The sequence below is a fragment of the Streptomyces microflavus genome (assembly GCF_014650075.1).
Classification (GTDB): Bacteria; Actinomycetota; Actinomycetes; order Streptomycetales; family Streptomycetaceae; genus Streptomyces; species Streptomyces microflavus.
Window position 1 is genome coordinate 208,907 of record NZ_BMUG01000007.1, and the last position, 22,247, is coordinate 231,153.

A 22,247-nucleotide genomic window follows, 5' to 3' on the forward strand; every position below is an offset into this window, starting at 1 on the left:
CACCACGCACGGATGCGTCATTCATGCGAAACCTTCTGGCAAAGGTCTTGTGTGGCTTCGCGGGCCGCCCTACTGTCACCTCACCTTCCGAGAGAAACGGGCCTGCGATGCCACGGAACATCACGATCGCCGCGCTGACGGCCGCCGCCCTGGGGCTGGGCGTCCTCGCCGGAGCCCCCACGGCTTCCGGCGCGGAGGGCCAACGGACCCCGCCCGCAACGCCGGTGACGCGCGCGGCGCTCGATCCCGCGCTGGTCGAGGGGCGGGGCGCCGACGTCCCCTTCGTCGAGCAGGAGGCGGAGAGCGCGGCGACGAACGGCACGGTCATCGGGCCGGACCGCACCCCGTACACGCTGCCCGCCGAGGCGTCAGGGCGGAAGGCGGTGAAGCTGGGACCCGGCGAGCACGTCGAGTTCACGCTGCCGCGCTCCGCCAACGCGATCACCGTGCGCTACAGCATCCCGGACGCGCCGGGCGGCGGCGGGATCACCGCACCACTGGACGTCGCCGTGAACGGCGCGAAGCGCTCCACGATGACGCTGACCTCGCAGTACTCCTGGCTCTACAACCAGTACCCGTTCACCAACGACCCCGACGCCGGTCTCCTGCAGCCCGGTTGGTGGATCACCGAGTGCGCCTGCGTGCCCGCCGAGACGACCCCGGCGCCGGTCATCGCCAAGCCGTTCCGGCCGAACCACTTCTACGACGAGGAGCGGCTCCTGCTCGGCAGGACGTACCGCGCGGGCGACACGGTCCGGCTCACCGCACCGGCCGGCAGCCGGGCCGCGTGGACCGTCATCGACGTACTCGACTCCGAACTCGTACCGCTGCCGAAGATCGACCTCCTGGCGGCCAACGTCCTGGCGTTCGGGGCCGATCCGACCGGCCGCCGCGACTCCGCCGACGCCCTCGACAAGGCCATCGCCTTCGCCAAGCGCACCCGCCTGAAGGTCTACATCCCGCCGGGCACCTTCCGCGTGGACCGGCACATCCTCGTCGACGACGTCACCATCAAGGGCGCGGGCCACTGGTACACGAAGATCAAGGGCCGCCAGGTCGACCTCCCCGCCCCCGCCCCCGACGGTTCGGTCCACACGGGTGTCGGCTTCTACGGCAAGGACGCGGCGGACGGCGGCAGCCGCAACGTCCACCTCTCCGGCTTCGCCATCGAGGGCGACGTACGCGAGCGCATCGACACCGACCAGGTCAACGGCATCGGCGGGGCGCTGAGCGACTCCACCATCACGGGCCTGCACATCCAGCACACCAAGGTCGGCATGTGGTTCGACGGCCCGATGAAGAACCTGCGGATCAGCGACACGATCATCGTCGACCAGATCGCCGACGCCATCAACTTCCATGGTGGCGTGCGGGATTCCTCGGTCACCGACACCTTCGTACGGAACACCGGGGACGACGGCCTCGCCATGTGGGCGGAGAAGAACGCCAACACCGGCAACACCTTCGCCCGCAACACCGTGCAGTCCCCGGTCCTCGCCAACGGCATCGCGATCTACGGCGGCACCGACAACACCGTCTCCGGCAACCTGATCGCCGACCCGGTCCGCGAGGGCAGTGCCCTGCACGTCGGCGCGCGGTTCGGCGCCGAGGCGTTCCGCGGCCGGCTCGACATCACGGACAACACGACCGTGCGCTCGGGGACGTACGAACTGAACTGGAACATCGGCCTCGGGGCCATCTGGTTCTTCGCGCTGGACCAGGACATCGACGCCGACATCCGGGTGACCCGCAACGACTTCCTCGACAACACCTACAACGCGATCATGCTCGTCACCGACTGGCCGGTGAAGGACAAGCACGTCATCAAGGGCGTGCACTTCAAGGACATCCGGGTCGACGGCACGGGGACGTCGGTGGTCAGCGCCCGGGCGAAGGGCTCCGCGACCTTCGAGAACGTCGACGCCCGGAACGTCGGGGCCGTGGGCGTCAACAACTGCGGGGCGTTCAACTTCCCCGCCACGGGTTCGGAGTTCAGCCTCACCGACCTGGGCGGCAACGACGGCGGATCCACCACCGGGGACTGGCTCGCCCCGTGGCTGCTGCCGAACACCATCACCTGCGACGACCGCCCGCCGGTGGTCCCGCCCCCGGCCCCCGGGGCCTGGTGACCCGGAGCACTCACCCGGGGCCGCACGGCCCCTCCAACTCCAGCCTCCCCCGGGCGCGTTACCGCCCCGGGGGAGGCTGTGCTTCAGCACGCGCGTGATGCTGCGCTGCTCACCCGAGGTGGGGTGAGAAACACCCCCGCGTGCGCGGGGACCACGTCCAGGACGTGGTGTGCGTCGTGACCAGCACGGGACCACCCCCGCACGCGCGGGGACCACGGCTGGGCTTTGGAAGAGGACCGCGTGATGCGGGGACCACCCCCGCGCGCGGGGACCACTTGTACCGGTCCGCCGACCTGTCCCGGGAGTGGGGACCACCCCCGCACGCGCGGGGCTCAGTGCACGTCGTTGACGAACGCCGCCCAGGCGGAGGCGCCGAAGACGACGGCCGGCCCCTCCGGGCGCTTCGAGTCGCGGACCGGGACCACGCCCGGGAAGTCGTCGGACACCTCGACGCACTGACCGCCGTCGGAGTTGCTGTACGAGGACTTCCGCCAGGTCGCGGAAGTCAGGTCGGCTCGGCGGGAAGGCATGATCGGATCTCCTTGACCAACTGCTGGATGAACTCGGTTGTCTGCTTCGGGGAGAGCGCCTTGTCTCGCTGCAAATCGTAGGACAGCCGCAGCTCCTCGACGCGTCCTGAGTCCTCAACCAGTTCGCCGGACTTGCTGCCCTCCAGATAGGCCACCGCCTTGCCGTTGGCCAGCCACAGGACGGTCAGCGAACCACCCATCAGATCGTGCAGACCTGCCGAGAACGGCAGCAACTGGAGCGTCACGTTCGGCCGCTTCTGCCACTCCAGCAGGGCCTCCAACTGTTCCAGCCAGACGGCGGGCTGCGAGGCCGCTCGGTGGAACACCGCTTCGTCGAGCATCGCCCGGAAGTACGGGGCATCCTCGCTCTCCAGGATGGACTGACGGCTCATGCGCGCGTCGACATCCTCCTGCAGCGCCGCCGCGTCCCGGGGGCGTGCCTGCTCCAGCACCTCCGTAGCGTACGCCCTCGTCTGGAGCAGTCCCGGAATTGTGCTGCTCGCGTACTGGTACTGGACCGTCGCTTCCCGCTCCAGCCTCATGAACCGCTGGTACCGGCTGCCGAAGGCATCGTCCCGGGCCAGCTCCCACAGCTGTTGCAGCTGCTCGCCCGTGCCGTAGACCTTGTCGAGCGCCGCCATGACCTCCAGCGAGCCCAGGCGGGCCCCCGTCTCCAGCTTGTGCAGGTAGGACCGGTCGTACGTCGTCTCGTCGTGCAGCTCCTCCAGACTCAACCCGGACCGGTCCCGCAGCCGCTTCAGCGTCTCGTGCAGCATCTTGCGGGCGGACGCCTCCCCGCTCGAATCGGACGCGCGTTTGGGCATTCCAACTCCCCTGTGTCCTGGGGGGACAGGGCTACAGAAACCCCCTTCCGAGCGTAGCCAGCAACGCCGATGCTCGTGACAGAAAGATCCGAAGTCTTCACGGAAGGTGAGAGCCATGGGCGCACTACCGAAGTACGACCCCGACTGCAGCTGGCGGGCCGAGCGCATCCCCGCGCGTCCCGTCATGCGGGTCATCGACGTACAGAGGCAGGACACGTACTTCGACCTGCCGCTGATGATCACCTTCAACGGGGGCACGCAGGGTCCGGCGTACCTCCGCCTGGAGGTGGACGCGGCGATCGACCTCGTGGACGAGCTGAACCTGGCGCTGGACGTGCGGGTGAGGGAGCCTGTGGCCAAGTCATGCACTCCCTTGAGCTCCTGACGCGAGGCGTGCGGATCCGTGTACGTGCGGGCCGCGCCGCAGGACGGGGTGGGGCGTAGTTCTGACCCGGCGTGTCTCGATCGGGGCGCTTGCCCCCGAGGAGGGATGCCGGGTCAGCAACCCCGCAGCGAGACCGGCCCGGTTCCTCCGGAAGGCAGGGGAGGCATCGGGCTGACGCGACGGAAGACGGTGCGGGCGGTGTGCGGTCGGACCCGGGGTGTCCCGCGCTTGCGGAAACCGCATCCCGGGTGTGTCCGAGGTCAGGCGCCCACAGGGGCCAACCCCGCACTGCGGGGACCATGGCAGATCGGCCGGAGCCTCGATGCCGCGAACGGGACCAACCCCGCATTGCGGGGACCACCGCGGTGCCCTGCGTCTGGTCGGCGAGCCCGAGGGACCACCCCCGCACGCGCGGGGACCACCCCCTCTCCCCTCTACCTGCCGACATGAGGACGGGACCAACCCCGCACGCGCGGGGACCACTGCTCCCACCTCGGCAGGATATGGAGCTCCAGGGGACCAACCCCGCACGCGCGGGGACCACGGGGGCGGTTAGTCGGCGGTGGGGTGAACGTGGGACCAACCCCGCACGCGCGGGGACCACCGCGAACTGCACCGCACGGCCTTCGAGGGCGGGGGACCAACCCCGCACGCGCGGGGACCACGCACGGCTGCTGTCCGCCCCGCCGGAAGGGGCGGGACCAACCCCGCACGCGCGGGGACCACAGTTCCTGACCTGCGGGTTTATGCGGCCAGGAGGCTGTTTTTCCTTACTTCCCGAGAAACGGACATATCGGCCTCGCTCATGGGTGGCCCGTGGCGCAGGCAGTGCAGCTCCATTGTTCCGATCGCGGACGCACTGTCTACCCCCGGTGGCGCGCCTCGGCACCCCGGGCGACGCTGACCGCAGCCGGCTCGCCGCTCAAGTGTGCCCCGCGACCCACTCCTCACCCCGCCCCGGAGGCCGGTCCAACTCCAGCCGCACAAGCGGTGGCAGAGGTCATAGGGGCCCCGCCGCCCGGAACGGCTCCACCACGGAGGGGAAGGGGGTGGGCAGGCGGTGATGCTGTAGTTGCGGAGCCCAAGAGTCTAAGAGCCCGGGTCAGTTGCTGTGCGGCCAATGTGACGCCTGTTGGTGAGGAACCGTCATGGTCCGGTCACGCGCGCCGGACGGAGCGGTCATGGACTGCTGTGAGCCTTCTGTCTGTCCCCGCGACGGGTCGGGACGGCGGGGAACCAGGGCGTGGTCGCGACCGAGCCCGGGACCGCGAAATTCCCGACAGGCTTTTTCCTGACCGGAATACCGAAAGGCACAGCATGTTCGTGCAGAGAAGCGGAAGTCGGAAGGCGTGGCGGAACCGGAGCGTCCGGCTCACCCGGCGCGGTCTCGCCCTGGCGGGTGCGGGGGCCGTCCTGGCCACCATGGTGTCCGCCGGGCCCGCGAGTGCCGGGACGGGCGGGGGCTGCACCCAGTTCCAGGGGGTCACGGGCCTCCTGTGCGCCGGCTGGGACGCCCAGTCGCACAGGTATCTCAACACGATCCAGGGACGTTTCACCTCCGTCCTGGGCGTGGGCAATCCGCGTATCCACGTCCGGGTCCTGGACGCCCAGAACAGGGAGATGTTCAGCAGGGACCGCTCGTGGGGCGGCAGACGGCACGACGAGGAAGCCCGGTTCGAGGTCACGGTGATGATGCCCCGCGACGCTGCGCGCGTCTGCGCCAGCCTCTACGAATCCGGCGGCCTCATCTCCACCGCCTGCTCCCCGGTCTACTTCTGATCCGGCACGCGTCCGCCCGGAAGCTCCGTGGCTCCGTCCGCCCGGAATCTCCGTCCGCCCTCTCCGAAAGGAAGAACGACATCATGAAGCGCCGCATGGCCGCCGCGACGGCCGCCGGAATCGTCCTGGCGGGAATCGCCTCCGCCCCTGCCGCCGAGGCCGCGCCGCGTGACCGGCAGGTCTGCCAGTCCGCCACCCTCTTCGTCTCCCACACGTTGTGTGTGGACTTCCAGGGTGACCTGTACAACGCCGACGTCGTGAAGATGGAGGTGCGCGCCACCACCAGCACGGGCATGGGCCACTGGGAGCTGTTCGGTCCGCGCGGCACCGTCGCGAACAGCACGGACGGCGAGTGGAGGAACCGCACGCACTACTGGTCCGGATGGCAGGACGGTGCGCACGGTGACCGCTGGTGCGCCGTCTTCTGGAAGGACATGGGCGGCGGGAGCGGCTACATCAAGGGCACCCAGCCGCTGTGCGTGACGTCCCGCGGCATCTGACCTGCCGCCTGCGGCCCCGGGGGTACGCCCCCGGGGCCGCAGGCACGGGCAAGCCGCCGCCCCCGTCAGTCCCGCTCCAGCCCGCCCCTCGCGATGACCCCCGCGTACCACCGCGCACTGTCCTTCACCGTCCGGCGCTGGGACGCGAAGTCCACGTGGACGATGCCGAAGCGCTTGCTGTAGCCGTACGCCCACTCGAAGTTGTCCAGCAGCGACCACAGGAAGTACCCGCGGACGTCCACGCCCTCCTCGATCGCCCGGTGTACGGCGCCGAGGTGCGCGTCCAGGTACGCCACCCGCTCCGGGTCGTGGACCTGGCCCTCCGGGTCCGCGTAGTCGTCGTACGCCGCCCCGTTCTCCGTCACCAGCAGCGGGAGGCCCGGGAGTTCGTCGCGCAGGCGGGTCAGGAGTTCGTACAGGCCGTTCGCGTCCACCGGCCAGTCCATCGCCGTGCGGGGGCCCTCCGCCGGGGTGAACGCCGTGTGCTGCTCGGCGCCCGCCCAGGGGGAGGGGGACTCGGACCGGCCCGCCGACACCACGCTGGGGGAGTAGTAGTTGATGCCCAGCGAGTCGATGGGGGTGGAGGTGACCTCCAGGTCGCCGTCCTTCACGAACGACCAGTCCGTCACCGCCGCCGTGTCCGCCACCAGGTCCTGCGGCAGCCGCCCGTGGAAGACCGGGTCCAGGAAGATCCGGTTCGCCACCGCGTCGATCCGGCGCACCGCGTCCCGGTCCGCGTCGGTGTCCGTCAGGGGGCGCAGGGCGTGGAGGTTCAGGGTGAGGGAGACCTCGGCCGTGGCGGGGAGGCGGTCCCGAAGGACCCGGGTCGCCGCTCCGTGCGCCAGGTTGAAGTGGTGCGCGGCACGCAGTGCGGCGAGGTCGCTGGTGCGGCCGGGGGCGTGGACCCCGTTCCCGTACCCGAGGAACGCCCCGCACCAGGGCTCGTTGAGCGTCGTCCAGGTCGACACCCGGTCGCCCAGCGCCCCGGCCACCAGGCCCGCGTACTCCGCGAACCGGTGTGCCGTGTCCCGCTCCGGCCAGCCGCCCGCGTCCTCCAGCTCCTGCGGCAGGTCCCAGTGGTAGAGCGTCGCGACCGGTCTGATGCCGGCGCCCAGCAGCTCGTCCACCAGGCGGCGGTAGAAGTCCAGGCCGCGCTCCACCGCCGGGCCCCGGCCCGTCGGCTGGACCCGGGGCCAGGAGACGGAGAACCGGTAGTCCGTGATGCCGAGTTCCCGCATCAGCTTCACGTCGTCCGGCATCCGGTGCAGGTGGTCGGCGGCGATGTCACCGGTGTCGCCGTTGCGGACCTTGCCGGGGGTGCGGCTGAAGGTGTCCCAGATGGAGGGCGTACGGCCGTCCTCGGTGGCCGCCCCCTCGATCTGGTACGCGGCGGTGGCCGTGCCCCACCGGAATCCGGCGGGGAAACGGAGTCCCGTCCCGGTCTCGGGGCGGGCGCCTGTGGAGGTCGCCGGGCGGGCATCGACTGCTGTCATGAGACGGACACTCCAGGGGTGAGGGGGAGGAGGGGGTGAGCAGAGGGGAGGAGCGGGCGTGCGGGTCGGCCCTTCGCGCGGCCCGGGTGAGGGTGTGGGCCGACCCTTCGCGCGGCACGCGTGAGGGTGTGGATCGGCCCTTCACACGTCCCGCGTGATGGCGTGCGGGTCAGCCCTTCACCGCGCCCTGCATGATGCCGCCGACGATCTGCCGGCCCAGCAGGCCGAAGACCAGCAGCACCGGCAGCGTGCCGAGCAGCGTGCCGGCCATGATCACCGACTGGTCGTTGACATAGCCGCCGCCGAGCTGCCGCAGCGCGACCTGCACGGTCGGCTCCTGCGAGGAGAGCGCGATGATCGGCCAGAAGAAGTCGTTCCACGCCGTCATGAACGTCAGCATCCCGAGCACCGCCATCCCCGGCCGCGCGATCGGGATCACGATCGACCAGAAGATGCGGGCCGTGGAGGCGCCGTCGACGCGGGCCGCCTCGATCAGCTCGTCCGGCAGCGACTGCACCAGGTACTGGCGCATGAAGAAGACACCGAAGGCCGACACCAGGCCCGGCAGGATGACCGCCTGGAGCTGGTTCACCCACTGGAGTTCGGCGATCAGCATGAAGAGCGGGATCACACCGAGCTGCGGCGGGATCATCATCGTCCCGATCGTCAGCGTCAGCAGCGCGCCCCGGCCCCGGAACTTCAGCTTGGCGAAGGCGAATCCGGCGAGCGTGCAGCACAGGACCGTACCGATGGTGATCGACGACGACACGATCAGGGAGTTCAGCAGCGCCTTGCCGATGTTCGCCTCTTCGAGGACCTGCTCGAAGTTCTTGATCAGGTTCGGGCCCGGCAGCAGGCTCGGCGGCACCTTCGCCATGTCCGCGTTGGACCGGCTGGCCGCGACGATCGTCCAGTAGAAGGGGAACGCCGAGATGAGCAGGGCGAAGCCGAGGATGACGTACGAGAGCCAGCCGCCCTTCATCGTCCGGCCCGCGCCCCCCTTGCCCAGGCGCCTGCCCGGCGGGTCCTGCGGCGGGCGGCCCGTTTCGGGGGCCGTCGGCGGTGCGGCGAGCGCGGTCATCGGCCGGCCTCCTTGCGTGCGCGGCGGCGCGCGACCAGGGCGTTGGCCCCGACGAGCACCACGATCAGGACGAACATCACCCAGGCGATGGCCGCGGCCCGGCCCAGGTGGAAGAAGCCCCAGCCCTGCTCGTACATGTACAGGCCGAGGGTCTGGTACTGGTGCGAGATACCGCCGGAGATCGACCCCTCGAACAACAGCGGCTCACCGAAGAGCTGGGTCGCGCCGATGGTCGAGATGATGACGGTGAAGATGATCGTGGGGCGCAGGCCCGGCAGCGTCACGTGGATGAACTGGCTCCAGCGCGAGGCCCCGTCCATCTCCGCCGCCTCGTACAGCTCGTGCGGGATCGACTGCATGCCCGCCAGGTAGATCAGCGCGTTGTATCCCGTCCACCGCCAGATCACGATGGTCGATACGGCGATCTGCGAGGCGACCGTCCCCGTCTGCCAGTCCACCGGGTCGAAGCCGACCAGCCCGATCACATAGTTGATCAGCCCGAAGTCGCGGCCGAAGAGCTGCGCGAAGACGAGGGTGGCGGCGGCGACGGAGGTCGCGTACGGGAGCAGGATCGCGGTCCGGATGAACGTGCGGCCGCGGAGTTTGTAGTTGAGCAGGTGGGCGAGGCCCAGCGCCATCGCGAGCTGCGGGACCGTGGACAGCACGCCGATCGTGAACGTGTTGCGCAGCGAGATCCAGAAGTACTCGTCGGTGAAGAGCGCCGTGTAGTTGGCGATGCCCCGCCACTCCATCTCGCCGCTCGTCTGGAGCTCGACCCGGTAGAGGGAGACGAACGCCGTATAGAGGAGCGGGAAGAGGCCGAAGGCGAGGAAGAGCGTGAAGAAGGGGGCGATGTAGGCGTACGGGGACGCCTTGCGCCAGGTACGCCGGAGGGTGGCTGCCCGACCGTCGTCGGGCCCGGGTCCGCTGTCGGCGGGGCTGCGGGGCCCGGCCTTCGCGGTGGCGGTGAGGGACACGATGCGGCCCTTCGGGATCGGGGGCGGGAAGAGGAGCGTTACGGGGATGGGCCCCGGCCGTCGGGGGAGGGTGACGGGTTACGGGGGTGGGGCCGGGCCACCGTGGTGCACACCGGTGGACCGGCCCCGGGCAGGACGGGGAGGAGGGGAGGAGCGGCGGGCCGGCGTCAGCCGATCACGTTCGCCACGCCCTTCTTCGCCGTCTCCCACGCCTTGTCCGACGAGACGCCCTTGCGCTCGACCTCGCTCAGCGCGTTCGTCAGCTGCTGCATGACGTTCTGGTCGTGCACACCCAGCACCTGCACCGGCGACTCCTTGGCCGCGTCACCGAAGATCTGGCCGATCGGGGCGCCCGAGAAGTAGTCGTCCTTGGCGTCCGCGATCTTCGCGATGGCGCCCGTCGAGGAGGGGAAGTTGCCCTGCTTCTGGAAGACCTTCGCCTGCTGCTCGGGGGCGGTCAGCCACTCGATCAGCTTGTACGCCTCCGCCTTGTTCTTGGCCGCACGCGGGATGGAGAGGTACGAGCCGCCCCAGTTGCCGGCCCCGCCGGGCAGCTTGGCGATGTCCCACTTGCCCTGGCCGCCGTCACCGGCCTGGCCCTTGATGTAGCCGAGCATCCAGGCCGGGCAGGGGATCGTGGCGAACGAACCGGCGGCGAACGCCTGGTTCCACTGCGGGGACCACTGGTCGAGCTTGGCGCTCAGGTCCGCCTCGGCCGCCTTCACGGAGGTGTCCCAGGCCGTCTTGACCGCCGGGTTCTTCTCGTAGATCAGCTCGCCGGAGGCGTCGTAGTACCGCTCCTTCTCCTGGCCGATCATGATCCCGTAGAGCGAGCCGACGCTGTCGAGCCAGGCGCTCTTGGCGGGGGCCTTCTTCTTGTACTCCTTGCCCAGCTCCAGGTAGCCGTCCCACGTGGACCACTTCTGGGCGAGCTCCTCGCGGTCGGTGGGGAGCCCGGCCTGCTTGAAGAGGTCGGTGCGGTAGCACATCGCCTCGGGGCCGACGTCCGTGCCGAGGCCGAGGACCTTGCCGTCCTTGGTGGTCGCCGCCGACCACTTGGCCTCGGCGAACTCGCCCTTGAGCTTGTCGGCCCCGAACTCCTTCAGGTCCTGGAACTTGTCGGACTGCTGCTGGGTGACCGACGCGATCCGGCCCACCTCGACCCCTTGCACGTCCGCGAGACCGCCGCCGCCGGCCAGGCGGGTCTGGAGCGACTTCCAGTAGTCCGCCTCGTCCTGGGTGTCGCTCTGCTTGATCGTCACGTTCGGGTGGAGCTTCTGGTACTCCTCGTACAGCCCGGCTTCCTTGAAGCCGAAGGACCCGAAGAGGTCGACGGTGAGCGTGACCTTTCCGCCCGCGCTGTCGGAGGTGTCCGACGAGTCGCTGGATCCACAGGCGGCGAGGAGGGCCCCGGCGAGGACGACCGCGCCGAGGCGGGCGGTGGCTCTCTTGGCGGCTCGGGCGATGGGCATGGGAAGCCTCCCTTGGCTTCGGGATGAACCGAGCGCCTTGAGAGCGCTCTCAAAACCTGCGTCTGGAGCGTCCCCCACCACCCCCTCCCCGTCAAGACTCGAACGCATAACAGCTTGGCGTTACACCCGACGACCGCCCAACTGCCTTCTCTGTGCGTTCTCTTGACACTTAGGTTTCAGGAGTTTTACGTTCCTTGGCACTTGAGAGCGCTCTCGAATGCGCTCTTCGCCCCCCCATGATCGAGGTGCTGCCCGTGCAAGCCTCCCTCTCCAGACTCGCCTCCAGACCAGCAGCGGCGACGCTCCTGGCCATCGCCCTGGCCGCCGTCACCCTGGGCCCCGCCGCCTCCCCAGCGGCCGCCGCCACCATCCCCGCCGGTGCCGGCAGCTACACCGACGCACGCCCCGCCGGTACGTCCGGACCCACCACGAACACCGGCGCGCCCGTCACCCCCAAGCTCACCACCGCCGCCCGGGACAAGCCGGTCCCGACCAACGACTGGTGGTCCTCGCTCGCCTTCCAGCGCTACGGCGACAACCCGTACTCCACCCCCATGTACGGCCACCCGCTCACGTACCAGGCCAAGGCCTCCGGCCTGGAGGTCGGCTACCCGACCACGCCCGCGATCGTCGGTGACGGCCGGCAGTACGAGTACGCCCACAAGGCCGACCTCACCGTCGGCCTGACCGGCCTGAACTCCCCCGACACCAAGGCCGACGCCTGGTCCGACTGGACGGTCACCCCGTACTGGGCGGACGGCTCCCGCACCTTCCGGGCCACCATCGGCCACGGCATGCCGTTCGTGTACGCCAAGGGGTCCGGCGGTGACGCCCGCATCACCACCGCCTCCACGCCCACCGTCTTCGCCGACAACGGGAACGTCGTCGGCATCACGGTCGCCGGCCACCACTACGCCCTCTTCGCCCCGACCGGCTCCGACTGGAACATCTCCGGCACCACGATCACCGCCGGGCTCGGCTCCAAGGACTACTTCTCGCTCGCCGTGCTGCCCTCCACGGACGCGCTCGCGACCTACCGCAAGTACGCCTTCAGCTTCGTCACCGGCTCCCAGGTGGCCTGGCAGACCACCGGCGGCAACGTGCGGGCGACCTACACCCTGACCACGGAGGCCAGGGAGGGCACGGAGCGCGGGACGCTCCAGGCCCTCTACCGCCACCAGTGGCTGCATACGACCGACGCGCTGACCCCGTACACGTACGTCTCACCGCGCGGCACGATGAAGGTGCGCGAGTCCGCCTCCTTCACCACCAGCCAGAAGAACCAGGGCGTGGTGCCCGCGCTCCCCGTCGCCAGTGGCGTCGACCGGGCCCGGCTGACCGGCTACCTCAACGAGGTCGCCAACGCCTCCGACCCCTTCTCCGGGGCCTCGGACACCTACTGGACCGGCAAGGCGCTCGGCAAGCTCGCCCAGCTGGTGCCCGTGGCCGACCAGATCGGCCAGACCGCCACCCGCGACAAGCTCCTCGGCCTGATGAAGGGGAGGCTCCAGGAGTGGTTCACCGCGGGCGGGGCCAGTGAGTTCAGCTACGACAAGGACTGGAAGACCCTCACCGGCTACCCGGCCTCGTACGGCAGCGACACCGAGCTCAACGACCACCACTTCCACTACAGCTACTACGTCTACGCGGCGGCGATCATCGCCCAGTACGACCAGGCCTGGGTGGCCGACTCGGCCTGGGGCACGATGATCAAGCACCTGATCCGCGACACCGCCAACCCGAGCCGCACCGACGCGGCGTACCCCTTCCTGCGCGGCTTCGACGTGTACGCGGGCCACAGCTGGGCCTCCGGCCACCAGGGCTTCGCGGCGGGCAACAACCAGGAGTCCTCGTCGGAGTCCATCAACCTCAGCGCCGGGCTGGTGCTGTGGGGTGCGGCGACCGGTGACAACAACCTCCGGGACCTCGGCAGTTACCTGCTGACGACCGAGTCCGAGGCGATCACCCAGTACTGGTTCGACGCGAGCGAGCAGGTCTTCCCCGCCTCGTACAAGTACGGCACGGTCGGCATGGTCTGGGGCAGCGGCGCCTCCTACTCCACCTGGTGGACGGCGAACCCGGAGGAGATCCACGGCATCAACGTCCTCCCGGTGACGGGTGGTTCACTCCACCTGGCCCGCGAGAAGGCCGCCATCAAGCGGAACATCGCCGAGATGGAGCGCGAGAACGGCGGCCCGGCCCAGGAGTGGCGCGACCTCCTCTGGGAGTTCGAGGCACTCTCCGACCCGACGTCGGCGAAGGCCAAGTACGACAGTGTGAACGGGAATTACGAACCCGAGCAGGGTGAGTCCAGGGCCCACACCTACCACTGGATCAACACCCTCAACACGCTCGGCGCCCCGGACATGACGGTCAACGGCGACCTGCCCACCTCCGCCGTCTTCTCCAAGAACGGCACCCGCACCTACACCGCCCACAACCACAGCTCCACCACGCGCACGGTGACCTTCTCGGACGGCAAGACCCTGTCCGTACCGGCCCGTTCGACGGCCACCAGCACGGGCCCCGGCGGCGGAAATCCGGACCCGGAGGAGCCGGAGGAGCCCGAGGAGCCGGGCAACCCCTCCACCGGCAACACCTTCCGGCTGAAGACCGGTGGCGTCCTCACCACCGCCACCACCGACCCGGCGGGCGCCGACACCATCGCCTCGGCCGACGGCCTGAACCGGGACGGCACCCCGTACCGCCCGACCGTCTACCAGGTGAAGCAGGTCAACGGCAAGGTCTCCGCGGGGGCCGCCACCGCGTTCCGCCTCCGGGTGGACGCGGGCACCAAGGTCGGGCTCGCCCCGCAGGTCAGGGTCAGCTACGACCTGACCGGCGACGGCACGTTCGACCGCACCGAGACCTTCCGCTACTTCGCGACCGACCCGGTCGCGGGCTGGGAGGAGTACACGCAGGCCGTCGGCGCGCAGGCGACCACCGGCAGCCTGGGCGAGCTCAAGAACGGCACGGTCCGCCTGGAGATCTGGAACGCGCTCGGCAACGGCACGTCCCAGGTGCAGACGGGCACGGACGCGGCGGTGCTCAGGATCCCGTACGTGTAGACGCAACGGTGAACACCCCGTACGTGTAAGCAGGTTGATGTACGGGCACGATCGGTGCGGCGGGTCTCCGGCTCCTCAGGGCGGAGGCCCGCCGTACTCATGCTCCAGGCGTTACGCCGAGGCCCGTCGTACCAGCGTCGTCGGGGTGATCACCGAGTCCGGCGCCGGGCCGTTCCCCGTACGGTCCCGGTCCAGGCCGCGCAGCAGCAGCCGGGCCATCAGCCGTCCCTGGCCCTCGATGTCCTGGTTGACGGTGGTCAGCGGCGGGTCGGTCGTCGCGGCCACCGAGTCCATGTCGTCGAACCCGACGATCGCCACCTGCTCCGGCACGGCCACCCCGCGCTCCCGCAGGACCCGCAGCGCACCCGAGGCCATCAGGTCGTTGGCGACGAACACCGCGTCCAGGTCGGGCCGCCGCTCCAGCAGCTCGGCCATCGCCCGCGCCCCGCTCTCCACGGTGAACCCGCCCTCGGCGACGAGCGTCGGGTCCACGTCGATGAGCACGTCCCGGTAGCCGTCGAGGCGGTCCATCGCCGAGGTCTGGTCGGGCGGCCCGCCGATGTGCGCGATCCGCTCCCGCCCGAGGTCCCGCAGATACTGCACGGCGACCCGCGCCCCGCCCCGGTTGTCGGCGTCGACATACGGAACGGCCTGGTCACCGGGGTCGGCGGTCCAGCTGGGCCGGCCCCCGTACACCGTCGGAATCCCCGCCCGCCGGGTGATCGCGGGCAGCGGGTCGTCGGTGTGGAGGGAGAAGGCGAGCGCCCCGTCCACGTGCCCGCCGGAGAGGTAGCGCGCGATCCGGTCGAAGTCGCCGGGGCCCTCCACCAGCAGCAGGACGAGCTGGGTGTCGTGGGCGGTCAGCTCCTTGCTGATGCCCCGGATCTGCTGCGAGAAGAAGGGGTCGGAGAAGATCCGTATCTCCGGCTCGGCGATGACGACGGCCACCGCGCCGGTCCGCCGGGTGACCAGGGTCCGGGCCGCGTGGTTGGGGATGTAGCCCAGTTCGTCGACCGCTTTGAGCACCTTGTCGACCAGCGGTTTGCGGACTCCGTCGCCCCCGTTGACGACCCGTGAGGCGGTGGCCCGGGAGACCCCCGCACGCGCCGCGACGGCTTCCAGGGTGGGCCGGGACCCGGGGGACTGCTCGGGCAAGGCGGTCGCTCCTCGTCGACGGGGGCGGCGGCACGCGGGGTGGTGCTGGCCTGTGCCGTCGCCGGATCGGCTACAGCCTAGCGCCGGGGCGGCGCATGACTGAGAGCGCTTCCCGTACGCGGCCGGGCTGTGCGGGCCGGCGGGGCGCGCCCGGCCGTTCCGCAGCAGCCGGTTGCCGGAACAGCGCCTCTTCCTGGCCCGTTGCGCGTTGGACACGCTGGGTAGGCATTGCCATTACTCAGAGTGGAAGGTGTGCAGCATGGAAGCGACGGAGCGGCGCAGGGTGGCGGCGGACAGAGTGCGGACGGCGGAGGACGCGGTGGCACAGCTGAAGGAAGGGCTCGCCGGGCTGGGCGTGACGCTGCCTTCGCTGCGGGTCGACCCCGTCTCGTGCGCGGGCAACGAGCCGACGCCACTGGTCGACCTGGGCCGCTGCAACATCGACACCGCGTTGCGGCTGTGCGAGGTGCTGGCGGAGAAGGGGAGCGGTCATGGCGACTGAGGGACTCGACCGGTGTACGCCCGAGCCGGGGACGTTCGCGGTGGACGGCCGGGACGGGCGCGTGGGCCGGGTGATGGGCCTGGCCGGGGAGGACGTGCGGCTGCGGCCGCCGGGCGGCGGACCGGAGTGGTCCTGCCCGCCGGATGCCCTGCAGCCGGCCCCGCCGGGCGTGGTCCTGCGGGCCCGGGTGACGGAGATCAACCGGGAGGGGCAGCTGCCGCGCTGAACGGGGGGCGTACGCGTGAGGCGGCGGGGCCGGCCCCTCCTCGGGGTCGGGCCCGCCGCCGTTCGGGGGCGTACGCGCGTCCGGGGGCGGGCGTACGCGGATCCGGATCCGGATCCGGATCCGGATCACATGATGCGGAAAGCCATGTAGTACGCGGACAGTTGGGCGTGGTAGCCCGGGTCCTCGGCCTGTCGGTGGCGGTCGAACTCCGGCGAGTCCTTCACCTGCTCCTTGGTGAGGTCCACGTACACCTTGCGGGCCTCCGCGTCGATGCGCCTGACCGTGCCCGCCGGGAGCAGGACGTCCTTGCCGAAGATCCAGGCCCCGGTGTCGACCAGCAGATAGGCGGAGCCGGCCTCGTCGTTGTGCTTGTCGACCTTGCCGATACCGCCGTCGGTCGCCTCCACCGAGTATCCGGAGAGATCGGTGCCCGCAGTGTGACCGCTCGACGGCTGGTAGCCCCACAGGGAGTCGCTCATCGTGGCTCCAATCAATTGATGGATCCGCTGGACTCCGTGTGCCCGGGGAGAACCGCTCGACACATGCTTCCGCCGCACGGCGAGAAGGCCTGGGTGGGTGTACGGGAGGCTGGGGCGGGCAGGTGGTTTTCGTCCTGGTATGGACCCTTGAGGTCATGTCTTCTTCCGTACGAGGAATTGAGGAGTCATCGTGGTCGACGTCAGGCGCTCGTTCACCGTCCCGTGCCCGCTGGACCGGGTCGTGGAGTATCTCGCCGACTTCTCCCGGGCCAAGGAGTGGGACCCGGGGACGCGGGAGTGCACCCCGGCCGACGGACCGGCCGGGGCCACCGTCACCCGGGGTGCCAGGTGGCACAACGTCTCCGAGTTCCGGGGGCGGCGCACGGAGCTCATGTACCGGCTGGATGTGAAGGAGTCCGACCGGCTGGTCTTCGTCGGCACCAACAGGACGGCCGTCTCCACCGACGACCTCACGTTCCGGGCCGAGGGCGAGGGCGCGACCAGGATCACGTACCACGCGCACATCCGCTTCAAGGGCATCGCCCGGCTCGCCGACCCCTTCCTGCGCCGGGAGTTCGAGCGGCTCGGCGACGAGATCACCCGGACCATGCCGCGCGCGGTGCTCGCCCACTGCGGGGACGCCGCGCCCTGAGAGCACGGCCCGGTGGTAGGAAGACGCGAGCGGGACGACGGGCGGCGGAACGGAGAAACGGCAGTGTCCGACGAGGTACGGGGATGGCTCTCCCCGAAAGCGGTGGCGGCCGAGGCCGGAGTGAGCCAGGAGTTCGACCTCTCCCAGTGCGTCCGGGAGCCGATCCACCTGCTCGGCGGTGTCCAGTCGTACGGGGCCCTGGTCGCCGCCCGGCCGCACGATGCCGTGGTGGACACGGTGAGCCGCAACACGGACGAGCTGCTCGGCCGGGCGGCCGCGGAGCTGGTGGGGCGGCCGGTCACGGAGCTGATCGGGGAGGAGCAGTGGGCGCTGGTGCTGGAGAGCATGGAGGCGGCGGCGGGCCTGGAGGGCCCGGCCGTGGTCTCCGCCCCGGCCCCGGGAGGCTCCGCCGCCGCTGCCGCCCCGGCCTCGGGAGGCTCCGCCGCCGCTGCAGCCCCGGCCGCGGGAGACTCCGCCGCCGCCTCCCCGGGCGGGCCCGCCGCCTCCGGGGTGCTGGCCCTCTCGCTGGAGTCGGACGACGGGCGGGTGCGTCCCTTCGACGTGACCGTCCACCGGGTCGCGGAGCTGCTGGTGCTGGAGTTCGAACCGCGGGCCGCGGACGGGCCGTTCGTCTTCCAGAACTTCTACCCCCGGGTCCGCCGCGCCCTGCACCGGCTCCAGGGGGCGGCCGACGTCACCGAGTGCTGCGCGGCCGCCGTCCGCGAGGTCCAGGCGCTCACCGGCTACGACCGGGTGGTCGCCTACCGGTTCGACGGCGCCGACGGACCCGGCCAGGTCATCGCGGAAGCGCGTAACGAAGGGCGGGAGCCGTGGCTCGGGCTGTGGTTCCCCGCAAGCGACATCCCGCCGCAGGCCCGCCGCCTCTACGCCCGCAACTGGATCCGGGTCATCGGTGACGTGGACGACGCGACGGTGGGGCTGCTCCCGGAGCTCCGGGAGGGGACGGGCGAACCGCTCGACCTGTCGGGCTCGATACTCCGTACCGTCTCCGGCTACCACCTGGAGTATCTGCGCAACATCGGTGTGGCCTCGTCCATGTCGGTCTCGCTCCTGCACGACGGTGAACTGTGGGGCCTGATCGCGTGCCACGGTGACGAGCCGAAGCGGCTGACCCCCGAAGTGCGGGCGGCCTGCGAGTTCTTCGGGATCGCGCTGTCCCTGCAACTGGCTGCCGTCGCCGAGCGCGAGCAGGCCGACGAGCTCTCCGGGTACCGGCGCGCGCTCGCCACGCTGCTGGCCCGGCTCTCCGCCCAGGCGCCGGACGCCCTGATGGGGCCTGTCCAGGGGCTGGCCGAACTCCTCCACGCCGACGGGGCGGTGCTGCTGCGGGGTGTGGGGACGCCGACGGCGGGGGACCCGCTCCCCGCCGGGCTGCGCGGCCTGCTGGAGCGGCTGGCGGACTCCGGTCCGGTGGGCGAGGTGTGGAGCAGCGACCGGGTCCCGGAGCTGCTGGGCCTCGAACCGGCGGACGCCCAGGCCCAGGGGGTGCCCGCGGGTCTCCTCTTCCTCCCCTTCAACCGGGACGGCGACCTGCTGGCCTGGTGGCGGCACGAGCTGCCCGCGCCCCGGGAGTGGGCGGCCGATCCGGCCCGCCCGGTGCGGACGGGGCCGGGCGGTGAGCGGCTGACCCCGCGCGGTTCGTCCGCCGTCCACCGGGCGACCGTACGGGGGCGGAGCGCGCCGTGGACCCCCGCGCAGCGGGTGGTGGCCGGGGAGCTGTGGCGGGAGATGTCGGGCCTGCTGAGCGGCCGGCTGGCGGCGCGGAACGCGGAGCTCGCCCGGACCAACGAGGACCTGGACTCCTTCGCGCACGCGGCGGCCCACGACCTGAAGGAGCCGCTGCGGGGCATCTCCAACGCGGCCGCCTTCATCGTCGAGGACGCCGGTGCCGTGCTCGACGCCACCTCGCTGCGCCGTCTGACCACGGTACGGCGGCTCGCCGAGCGCATGGACGGGCTGCTCGACTCCCTGCTGCACTTCTCGCTCCTCGGTCAAGTGGGTCTGGAGCAGGAGCTGTTGTCGCTGGACGAGGTGGTGGACGACGCGCTGCTCGTCGCCGGTGACCGGCTGGCGGAGCAGGGCGTGACGCTGGTGCGCCCCGCCCCTCTGCCCCGCCTGCGCGCCGACCGGGCGCGGCTGCGCGAGGTGCTGGAGAACCTGCTCGTCAACGCGGCCAAGTACGCGGCGGACGAGGGCGACGGCGAGCGGCGGGTGTGGGTGGAGGCGGCCTCGGTGGCGGAGCCGGGCGGCGCGGCCGGGCGGGAGGTGACCGCCGTCGTCGTACGGGACAACGGCATCGGCATCCCGCCCGAGCAGCACGAGGACGTCCTCCAGCTGTTCCGCCGGCTGCACCGCCGCGAGGAACGGGGCGGCGGCTCGGGCGTCGGCCTGGCCGTGGTCAAGCGGATCGTGGAACGCCACGGGGGCCGGCTGTGGCTGGAGAGCCCCGCCACCGCACCGGACGGCAGCCGGCCGCAGGGCGGGGGCCCGGGGACGGCGGTGTGGTTCACGCTGGGCGGGGCGGTGGAGGAGCGGTAGGGCGTGTCCGGCGGGCGCGGGTTACCCGGCGGCCCGGCGCCCGTCCGCCCGGTGCGTCATCCAGAAGTCGACCGCGCCCCGCAGCACCGTCTGGAACAGCTCGAAGTTGACGGGCTTGTAGATGTAGCTGTCCGCGCCGGCCGCGTAGCACGCGTCCTCCTCGGCCGAGGAGGTGGACGAGGTGAAGACCACCACGGTCAGGGACGCGCACGCGGCGTTCGCGCGCAGGTTCGTCAGGAGGGTCAGGCCGTTCACGCCCGGCATGTTGAGGTCGAGCAGCACCAGATCCGGTGTGGGGGCGGCGGGGTCGAGGAGGCGGTCCAGCACGGCGTGGCTGCGCGGGGCGAACTCCACGTGCAGGGAGGGGTGGGACCGGGACAGGGCGCGCTGGATGGCCTCGGTGTCCTCTTCCGAGTCCTCCACGACGAGGATCAGGCCGTCGCTGTTCATCACCGGGCCGCCTTTACCAGCTGCAGGGGGTGGGGGAGCAGGTCCGCGCCGGGCGGAACGCCGGTCCAGCGGGCGACGAGCAGGGCGATGTCGTCCTGCCCGGAGGCGCGGTACGCCTTGGCCTGCTGGGTCAGGCTCTCCGCGATGTGGGCGGCGTCGAAACCGCGCAGGGCGGCGAGCCGCACCGGCAGGATGCTCTCGAAGAAGGCGCCGCCCGCCTCCCGTGATTCGGTGAGCCCGTCGGTGAAGAGCACCACGGTGTCGTCGGGGCCGATGCGTTCCTCGTGGCTCTCGTACGAGACGTCGTCCAGGACGCCGAGGAGGAGCCCGCCGGTGAGCACTTCGGAGACCGTGCCGTCGCTGCGGAGCACCAGGGGCGAGGGGTGCCCCGCGCTGCACGTGGTGAGCAGCGCCGTGCCGTCGGCCTGGGGGGCCAGGGTCGCGACGACCGCGGTGAGGAAGCGGCTCGCCCGCTCCTGGCGCAGGGCCCGGTTGAGCCGGCTGAGGGCGGTGCCCGGGTCGGTGCCCTGCTCCAGCAGGGTGCGCAGGGTGTGGCGGGCCAGCCCGGTGAGGGCCGCCGCCTCCGCGCCGCGCCCGCAGACGTCGCCGATCAGCAGGGCGATGGACCCGTCGGGCCGGGGCACGGCGTCGTAGAAGTCGCCGCCCACGTCGAGCATGGGATCGCCGACCTCGTAGCTGGCGGACAGGTCCCACTGGTCGGTGACGGGGAGCTGCGAGGGGAGCAGGTGCTCCTGGAGGGAGAGGACGGCGTGCCGGCGGAGCTCGTAGAGCAGGGCGTTGTCGATGGAGAGGGCGGCCCGGGTGGCCAGGCTGCGGAGGAAGGCGCTGCCCGGCAGCCGGGCCTCGGGCCGCTGGTAGACGAAGGTGATGCTGCCGACCACGCGGCCCCGGGCGCGGAGCGTGCTGATGCTGATGACGGTGGAGTGGCGGTCGGCTTCGGCCGCCACCGGTCTCGCGCCGTCACCATCACCATCGGCTTCGGTGGCTTCGGTGGCTTCGGTGGCTTCGGCTGTGTCGGCGAAGGGCGAGCCGTCGAGTTCGGGGCCGCTCAGGAACACCGTGTCCTCGTCCTCGCTCCGGCGGGCGAGCAGCGCCGCCAGCCACAGGTTCTCGCGGCCGATCTCCTCCAGCGCACGCTGCTGCCGGACGGCGACGTGCGTGGCGGAGACGAACTCCGGACCCTCGCTGCGCAGCAGGTGGACGAGCGCCCCGTCGGCGACGGCCGGAACGGCGATCCGGGCCACCCGCCGCAGGGTCTCCTCCACGTCCAGGGACGAGTCCATCTGGAGCGAGGCCTCGGCCAGCAGCGCGTCGTCCGCGCCCCGCCGGGCCTCTCGGCCGCGCTGGATGATGCCGGTGTGGCAGGCGACGATGACGTCGACGGCCTGGGCCAGCCGGCCCTCGACGGCCGCCACGTCCGCCGAGGCGTCGACGCCGACACCGAGCGAGGCCCAGCCCCGGTGGTCCAGCCGGAACGTGCAGACCACGAAGGTCGCTTCCGGCGTCCGCCGCAGGAGCTCCGCCTCCGGCCACCCCGCGTCGTCGAGCCCGGCCACGGGGATCCGGGTCACCACGGGTTCGTCCCCCGGCTCCCGTACCGCCGCCTCCGGAACGGACCGGGCCGTCGCCGTGATCACCGGGCTGTCGCTCCCGGCCCTCAGGGCGCGCATGTACCGCAGGATTTGCGGGTCCTCCCACCGCGTGCCCACGACGAGGTGGACCCCCGGCGTGGCGAGGAGCGGTGCGTAGACGTCGTCGGCCAGCGCCGAGACCTCCTCGGCCCGCGAGGCGGCCTGCCAGAGCCGGTGCAGCGCACTGGACCAGGTGTCGTCGACCATGTCCCCGCCTTCCGGTTCCGTCTGGTTTCCCGTACTCGGCCGTGTCTCCGGTACTCGGCCAGTATGACCGGCAGGCCGGATTTCATGCCGTGGCAGGGATCACGGGGGCGGGCGTGCTGCCCTGTGC

At 71.2% G+C, this 22,247-nt stretch carries 19 protein-coding genes and 1 CRISPR repeat array; of the genes, 9 read left to right on the forward strand and 10 right to left on the reverse strand.

The genetic code is table 11. From position 1 onward, the window contains the following. The first annotated feature begins 107 nt into the window (after window positions 1-107). Window positions 108-2,129: a glycosyl hydrolase family 28-related protein gene (locus IE264_RS21420; RefSeq protein ID WP_051821919.1), complete on the forward strand. Its 2,022-nt coding sequence runs from the start codon at window positions 108-110 to the stop codon at window positions 2,127-2,129. A 332-nt stretch (window positions 2,130-2,461) separates the two neighbouring features. On the opposite strand, the gene IE264_RS21425 is transcribed toward IE264_RS21420, so the two are convergent. Both IE264_RS21425 and IE264_RS21430 read right to left on the reverse strand, forming a co-directional pair. Continuing rightward, window positions 2,462-2,659: a DUF397 domain-containing protein gene (locus tag IE264_RS21425; RefSeq protein ID WP_032758835.1), complete on the reverse strand. Its 198-nt coding sequence runs from the start codon at window positions 2,657-2,659 to the stop codon at window positions 2,462-2,464. Beyond that, window positions 2,635-3,483, reverse strand: a complete 849-nt coding sequence (locus IE264_RS21430) for a helix-turn-helix domain-containing protein (RefSeq protein WP_032758837.1) — start codon at window positions 3,481-3,483, stop codon at window positions 2,635-2,637. The genes IE264_RS21425 and IE264_RS21430 overlap by 25 nt, the downstream gene beginning before the upstream one ends. A gap of 115 nt (window positions 3,484-3,598) precedes the next feature. Here IE264_RS21430 and IE264_RS21435 point away from each other — a divergent pair, with 115 nt between their 5' ends. The 3 genes from IE264_RS21435 to IE264_RS21445 all read left to right on the forward strand — a co-directional run bounded on the left by IE264_RS21435 (window position 3,599) and on the right by IE264_RS21445 (window position 6,147). Further along, window positions 3,599-3,868: a hypothetical protein gene (locus IE264_RS21435; RefSeq protein WP_032758838.1), complete on the forward strand. Its 270-nt coding sequence runs from the start codon at window positions 3,599-3,601 to the stop codon at window positions 3,866-3,868. Window positions 3,869-4,261: 393 nt separating this feature from the next. Next, window positions 4,262-4,594: a CRISPR direct-repeat array (repeat unit 29 nt; unit sequence GGGACCAACCCCGCACGCGCGGGGACCAC). A gap of 591 nt (window positions 4,595-5,185) precedes the next feature. Continuing rightward, window positions 5,186-5,647 (forward strand): hypothetical protein, encoded by a 462-nt coding sequence (locus tag IE264_RS21440; RefSeq protein ID WP_015610357.1) that lies wholly within the window; start codon window positions 5,186-5,188, stop codon window positions 5,645-5,647. Between the two features lie 83 nt (window positions 5,648-5,730). Beyond that, window positions 5,731-6,147, forward strand: a complete 417-nt coding sequence (locus IE264_RS21445; RefSeq protein ID WP_032758839.1) for a hypothetical protein — start codon at window positions 5,731-5,733, stop codon at window positions 6,145-6,147. Between the two features lie 65 nt (window positions 6,148-6,212). Here the strand turns inward: IE264_RS21445 and IE264_RS21450 are convergent, their stop codons facing one another. From IE264_RS21450 to IE264_RS21465, 4 genes are all read right to left on the reverse strand, one after another. Further along, on the reverse strand, window positions 6,213-7,640 hold the full coding sequence (locus IE264_RS21450; protein ID WP_032758840.1) for a GH1 family beta-glucosidase: 1,428 nt from the start codon (window positions 7,638-7,640) through the stop codon (window positions 6,213-6,215). A 169-nt stretch (window positions 7,641-7,809) separates the two neighbouring features. Next, complete coding sequence (locus tag IE264_RS21455; protein WP_015610360.1) at window positions 7,810-8,721, reverse strand: carbohydrate ABC transporter permease; 912 nt, start codon at window positions 8,719-8,721, stop codon at window positions 7,810-7,812. Further along, entirely contained in the window at window positions 8,718-9,698 is a 981-nt protein-coding gene (locus tag IE264_RS21460; RefSeq protein ID WP_015610361.1) for a carbohydrate ABC transporter permease, read from the reverse strand. Before IE264_RS21460 ends, IE264_RS21455 begins: the two co-directional genes overlap by 4 nt. A 167-nt stretch (window positions 9,699-9,865) precedes the next feature. Beyond that, window positions 9,866-11,170: an ABC transporter substrate-binding protein gene (locus IE264_RS21465; RefSeq protein WP_015610362.1), complete on the reverse strand. Its 1,305-nt coding sequence runs from the start codon at window positions 11,168-11,170 to the stop codon at window positions 9,866-9,868. A gap of 236 nt (window positions 11,171-11,406) precedes the next feature. Between IE264_RS21465 and IE264_RS21470 the strand changes: the two genes are divergently transcribed. Next, on the forward strand, window positions 11,407-14,238 hold the full coding sequence (locus tag IE264_RS21470; RefSeq protein ID WP_032758842.1) for a glycosyl hydrolase: 2,832 nt from the start codon (window positions 11,407-11,409) through the stop codon (window positions 14,236-14,238). Window positions 14,239-14,349: 111 nt separating this feature from the next. Here IE264_RS21470 and IE264_RS21475 read toward each other — a convergent pair whose 3' ends face one another. Then, window positions 14,350-15,393 (reverse strand): LacI family DNA-binding transcriptional regulator, encoded by a 1,044-nt coding sequence (locus IE264_RS21475; protein ID WP_015610364.1) that lies wholly within the window; start codon window positions 15,391-15,393, stop codon window positions 14,350-14,352. Window positions 15,394-15,652: 259 nt separating this feature from the next. On the opposite strand from IE264_RS21475, the gene IE264_RS21480 reads away from it, so the two are divergent. Beyond that, the gene (locus tag IE264_RS21480; protein ID WP_015610365.1) at window positions 15,653-15,895 is read left to right on the forward strand and encodes a hypothetical protein; all 243 of its coding nucleotides are present in this window, start codon (window positions 15,653-15,655) and stop codon (window positions 15,893-15,895) included. Next, a complete protein-coding gene (locus IE264_RS21485) occupies window positions 15,885-16,121 on the forward strand; it encodes a hypothetical protein (RefSeq protein ID WP_015610366.1) in 237 nt (78 codons plus the stop codon). The genes IE264_RS21480 and IE264_RS21485 overlap by 11 nt, the downstream gene beginning before the upstream one ends. 125 nt (window positions 16,122-16,246) lie before the next feature. Here the strand turns inward: IE264_RS21485 and IE264_RS21490 are convergent, their stop codons facing one another. After that, on the reverse strand, window positions 16,247-16,600 hold the full coding sequence (locus IE264_RS21490) for a PRC-barrel domain-containing protein (protein ID WP_015610367.1): 354 nt from the start codon (window positions 16,598-16,600) through the stop codon (window positions 16,247-16,249). Window positions 16,601-16,790: 190 nt separating this feature from the next. Between IE264_RS21490 and IE264_RS21495 the strand changes: the two genes are divergently transcribed. Both IE264_RS21495 and IE264_RS21500 read left to right on the forward strand, forming a co-directional pair. Further along, the gene (locus IE264_RS21495) at window positions 16,791-17,252 is read left to right on the forward strand and encodes an SRPBCC family protein (protein WP_032758843.1); all 462 of its coding nucleotides are present in this window, start codon (window positions 16,791-16,793) and stop codon (window positions 17,250-17,252) included. 63 nt (window positions 17,253-17,315) lie between these two features. Next, window positions 17,316-19,811, forward strand: a complete 2,496-nt coding sequence (locus IE264_RS21500) for an ATP-binding protein (RefSeq protein WP_032758845.1) — start codon at window positions 17,316-17,318, stop codon at window positions 19,809-19,811. A gap of 21 nt (window positions 19,812-19,832) precedes the next feature. Here IE264_RS21500 and IE264_RS21505 read toward each other — a convergent pair whose 3' ends face one another. Then, entirely contained in the window at window positions 19,833-20,261 is a 429-nt protein-coding gene (locus tag IE264_RS21505; protein WP_032758846.1) for a response regulator, read from the reverse strand. Further along, window positions 20,261-22,120, reverse strand: a complete 1,860-nt coding sequence (locus IE264_RS21510; RefSeq protein ID WP_032758847.1) for a PP2C family protein-serine/threonine phosphatase — start codon at window positions 22,118-22,120, stop codon at window positions 20,261-20,263. Before IE264_RS21510 ends, IE264_RS21505 begins: the two co-directional genes overlap by 1 nt. Window positions 22,121-22,247 lie beyond the last annotated feature (127 nt).

Bases quoted from the DNA above. Each gene is read 5' to 3' on its own strand.
- IE264_RS21505 (WP_032758846.1), bottom strand. From the start codon at position 20,261: ATGAACAGCGACGGCCTGATCCTCGTCGTGGAGGACTCGGAAGAGGAC.
- IE264_RS21470 (WP_032758842.1), top strand. From the start codon at position 11,407: ATGATCGAGGTGCTGCCCGTGCAAGCCTCCCTCTCCAGACTCGCCTCC.
- IE264_RS21445 (WP_032758839.1), top strand. From the start codon at position 5,731: ATGAAGCGCCGCATGGCCGCCGCGACGGCCGCCGGAATCGTCCTGGCG.
- IE264_RS21425 (WP_032758835.1), bottom strand. From the start codon at position 2,659: ATGCCTTCCCGCCGAGCCGACCTGACTTCCGCGACCTGGCGGAAGTCC.
- IE264_RS21440 (WP_015610357.1), top strand. From the start codon at position 5,186: ATGTTCGTGCAGAGAAGCGGAAGTCGGAAGGCGTGGCGGAACCGGAGC.
- IE264_RS21480 (WP_015610365.1), top strand. From the start codon at position 15,653: ATGGAAGCGACGGAGCGGCGCAGGGTGGCGGCGGACAGAGTGCGGACG.
- IE264_RS21450 (WP_032758840.1), bottom strand. From the start codon at position 7,640: ATGACAGCAGTCGATGCCCGCCCGGCGACCTCCACAGGCGCCCGCCCC.
- IE264_RS21420 (WP_051821919.1), top strand. From the start codon at position 108: ATGCCACGGAACATCACGATCGCCGCGCTGACGGCCGCCGCCCTGGGG.
- IE264_RS21455 (WP_015610360.1), bottom strand. From the start codon at position 8,721: ATGACCGCGCTCGCCGCACCGCCGACGGCCCCCGAAACGGGCCGCCCG.
- IE264_RS21485 (WP_015610366.1), top strand. From the start codon at position 15,885: ATGGCGACTGAGGGACTCGACCGGTGTACGCCCGAGCCGGGGACGTTC.
- IE264_RS21490 (WP_015610367.1), bottom strand. From the start codon at position 16,600: ATGAGCGACTCCCTGTGGGGCTACCAGCCGTCGAGCGGTCACACTGCG.
- IE264_RS21435 (WP_032758838.1), top strand. From the start codon at position 3,599: ATGGGCGCACTACCGAAGTACGACCCCGACTGCAGCTGGCGGGCCGAG.
- IE264_RS21510 (WP_032758847.1), bottom strand. From the start codon at position 22,120: ATGGTCGACGACACCTGGTCCAGTGCGCTGCACCGGCTCTGGCAGGCC.
- IE264_RS21430 (WP_032758837.1), bottom strand. From the start codon at position 3,483: ATGCCCAAACGCGCGTCCGATTCGAGCGGGGAGGCGTCCGCCCGCAAG.
- IE264_RS21465 (WP_015610362.1), bottom strand. From the start codon at position 11,170: ATGCCCATCGCCCGAGCCGCCAAGAGAGCCACCGCCCGCCTCGGCGCG.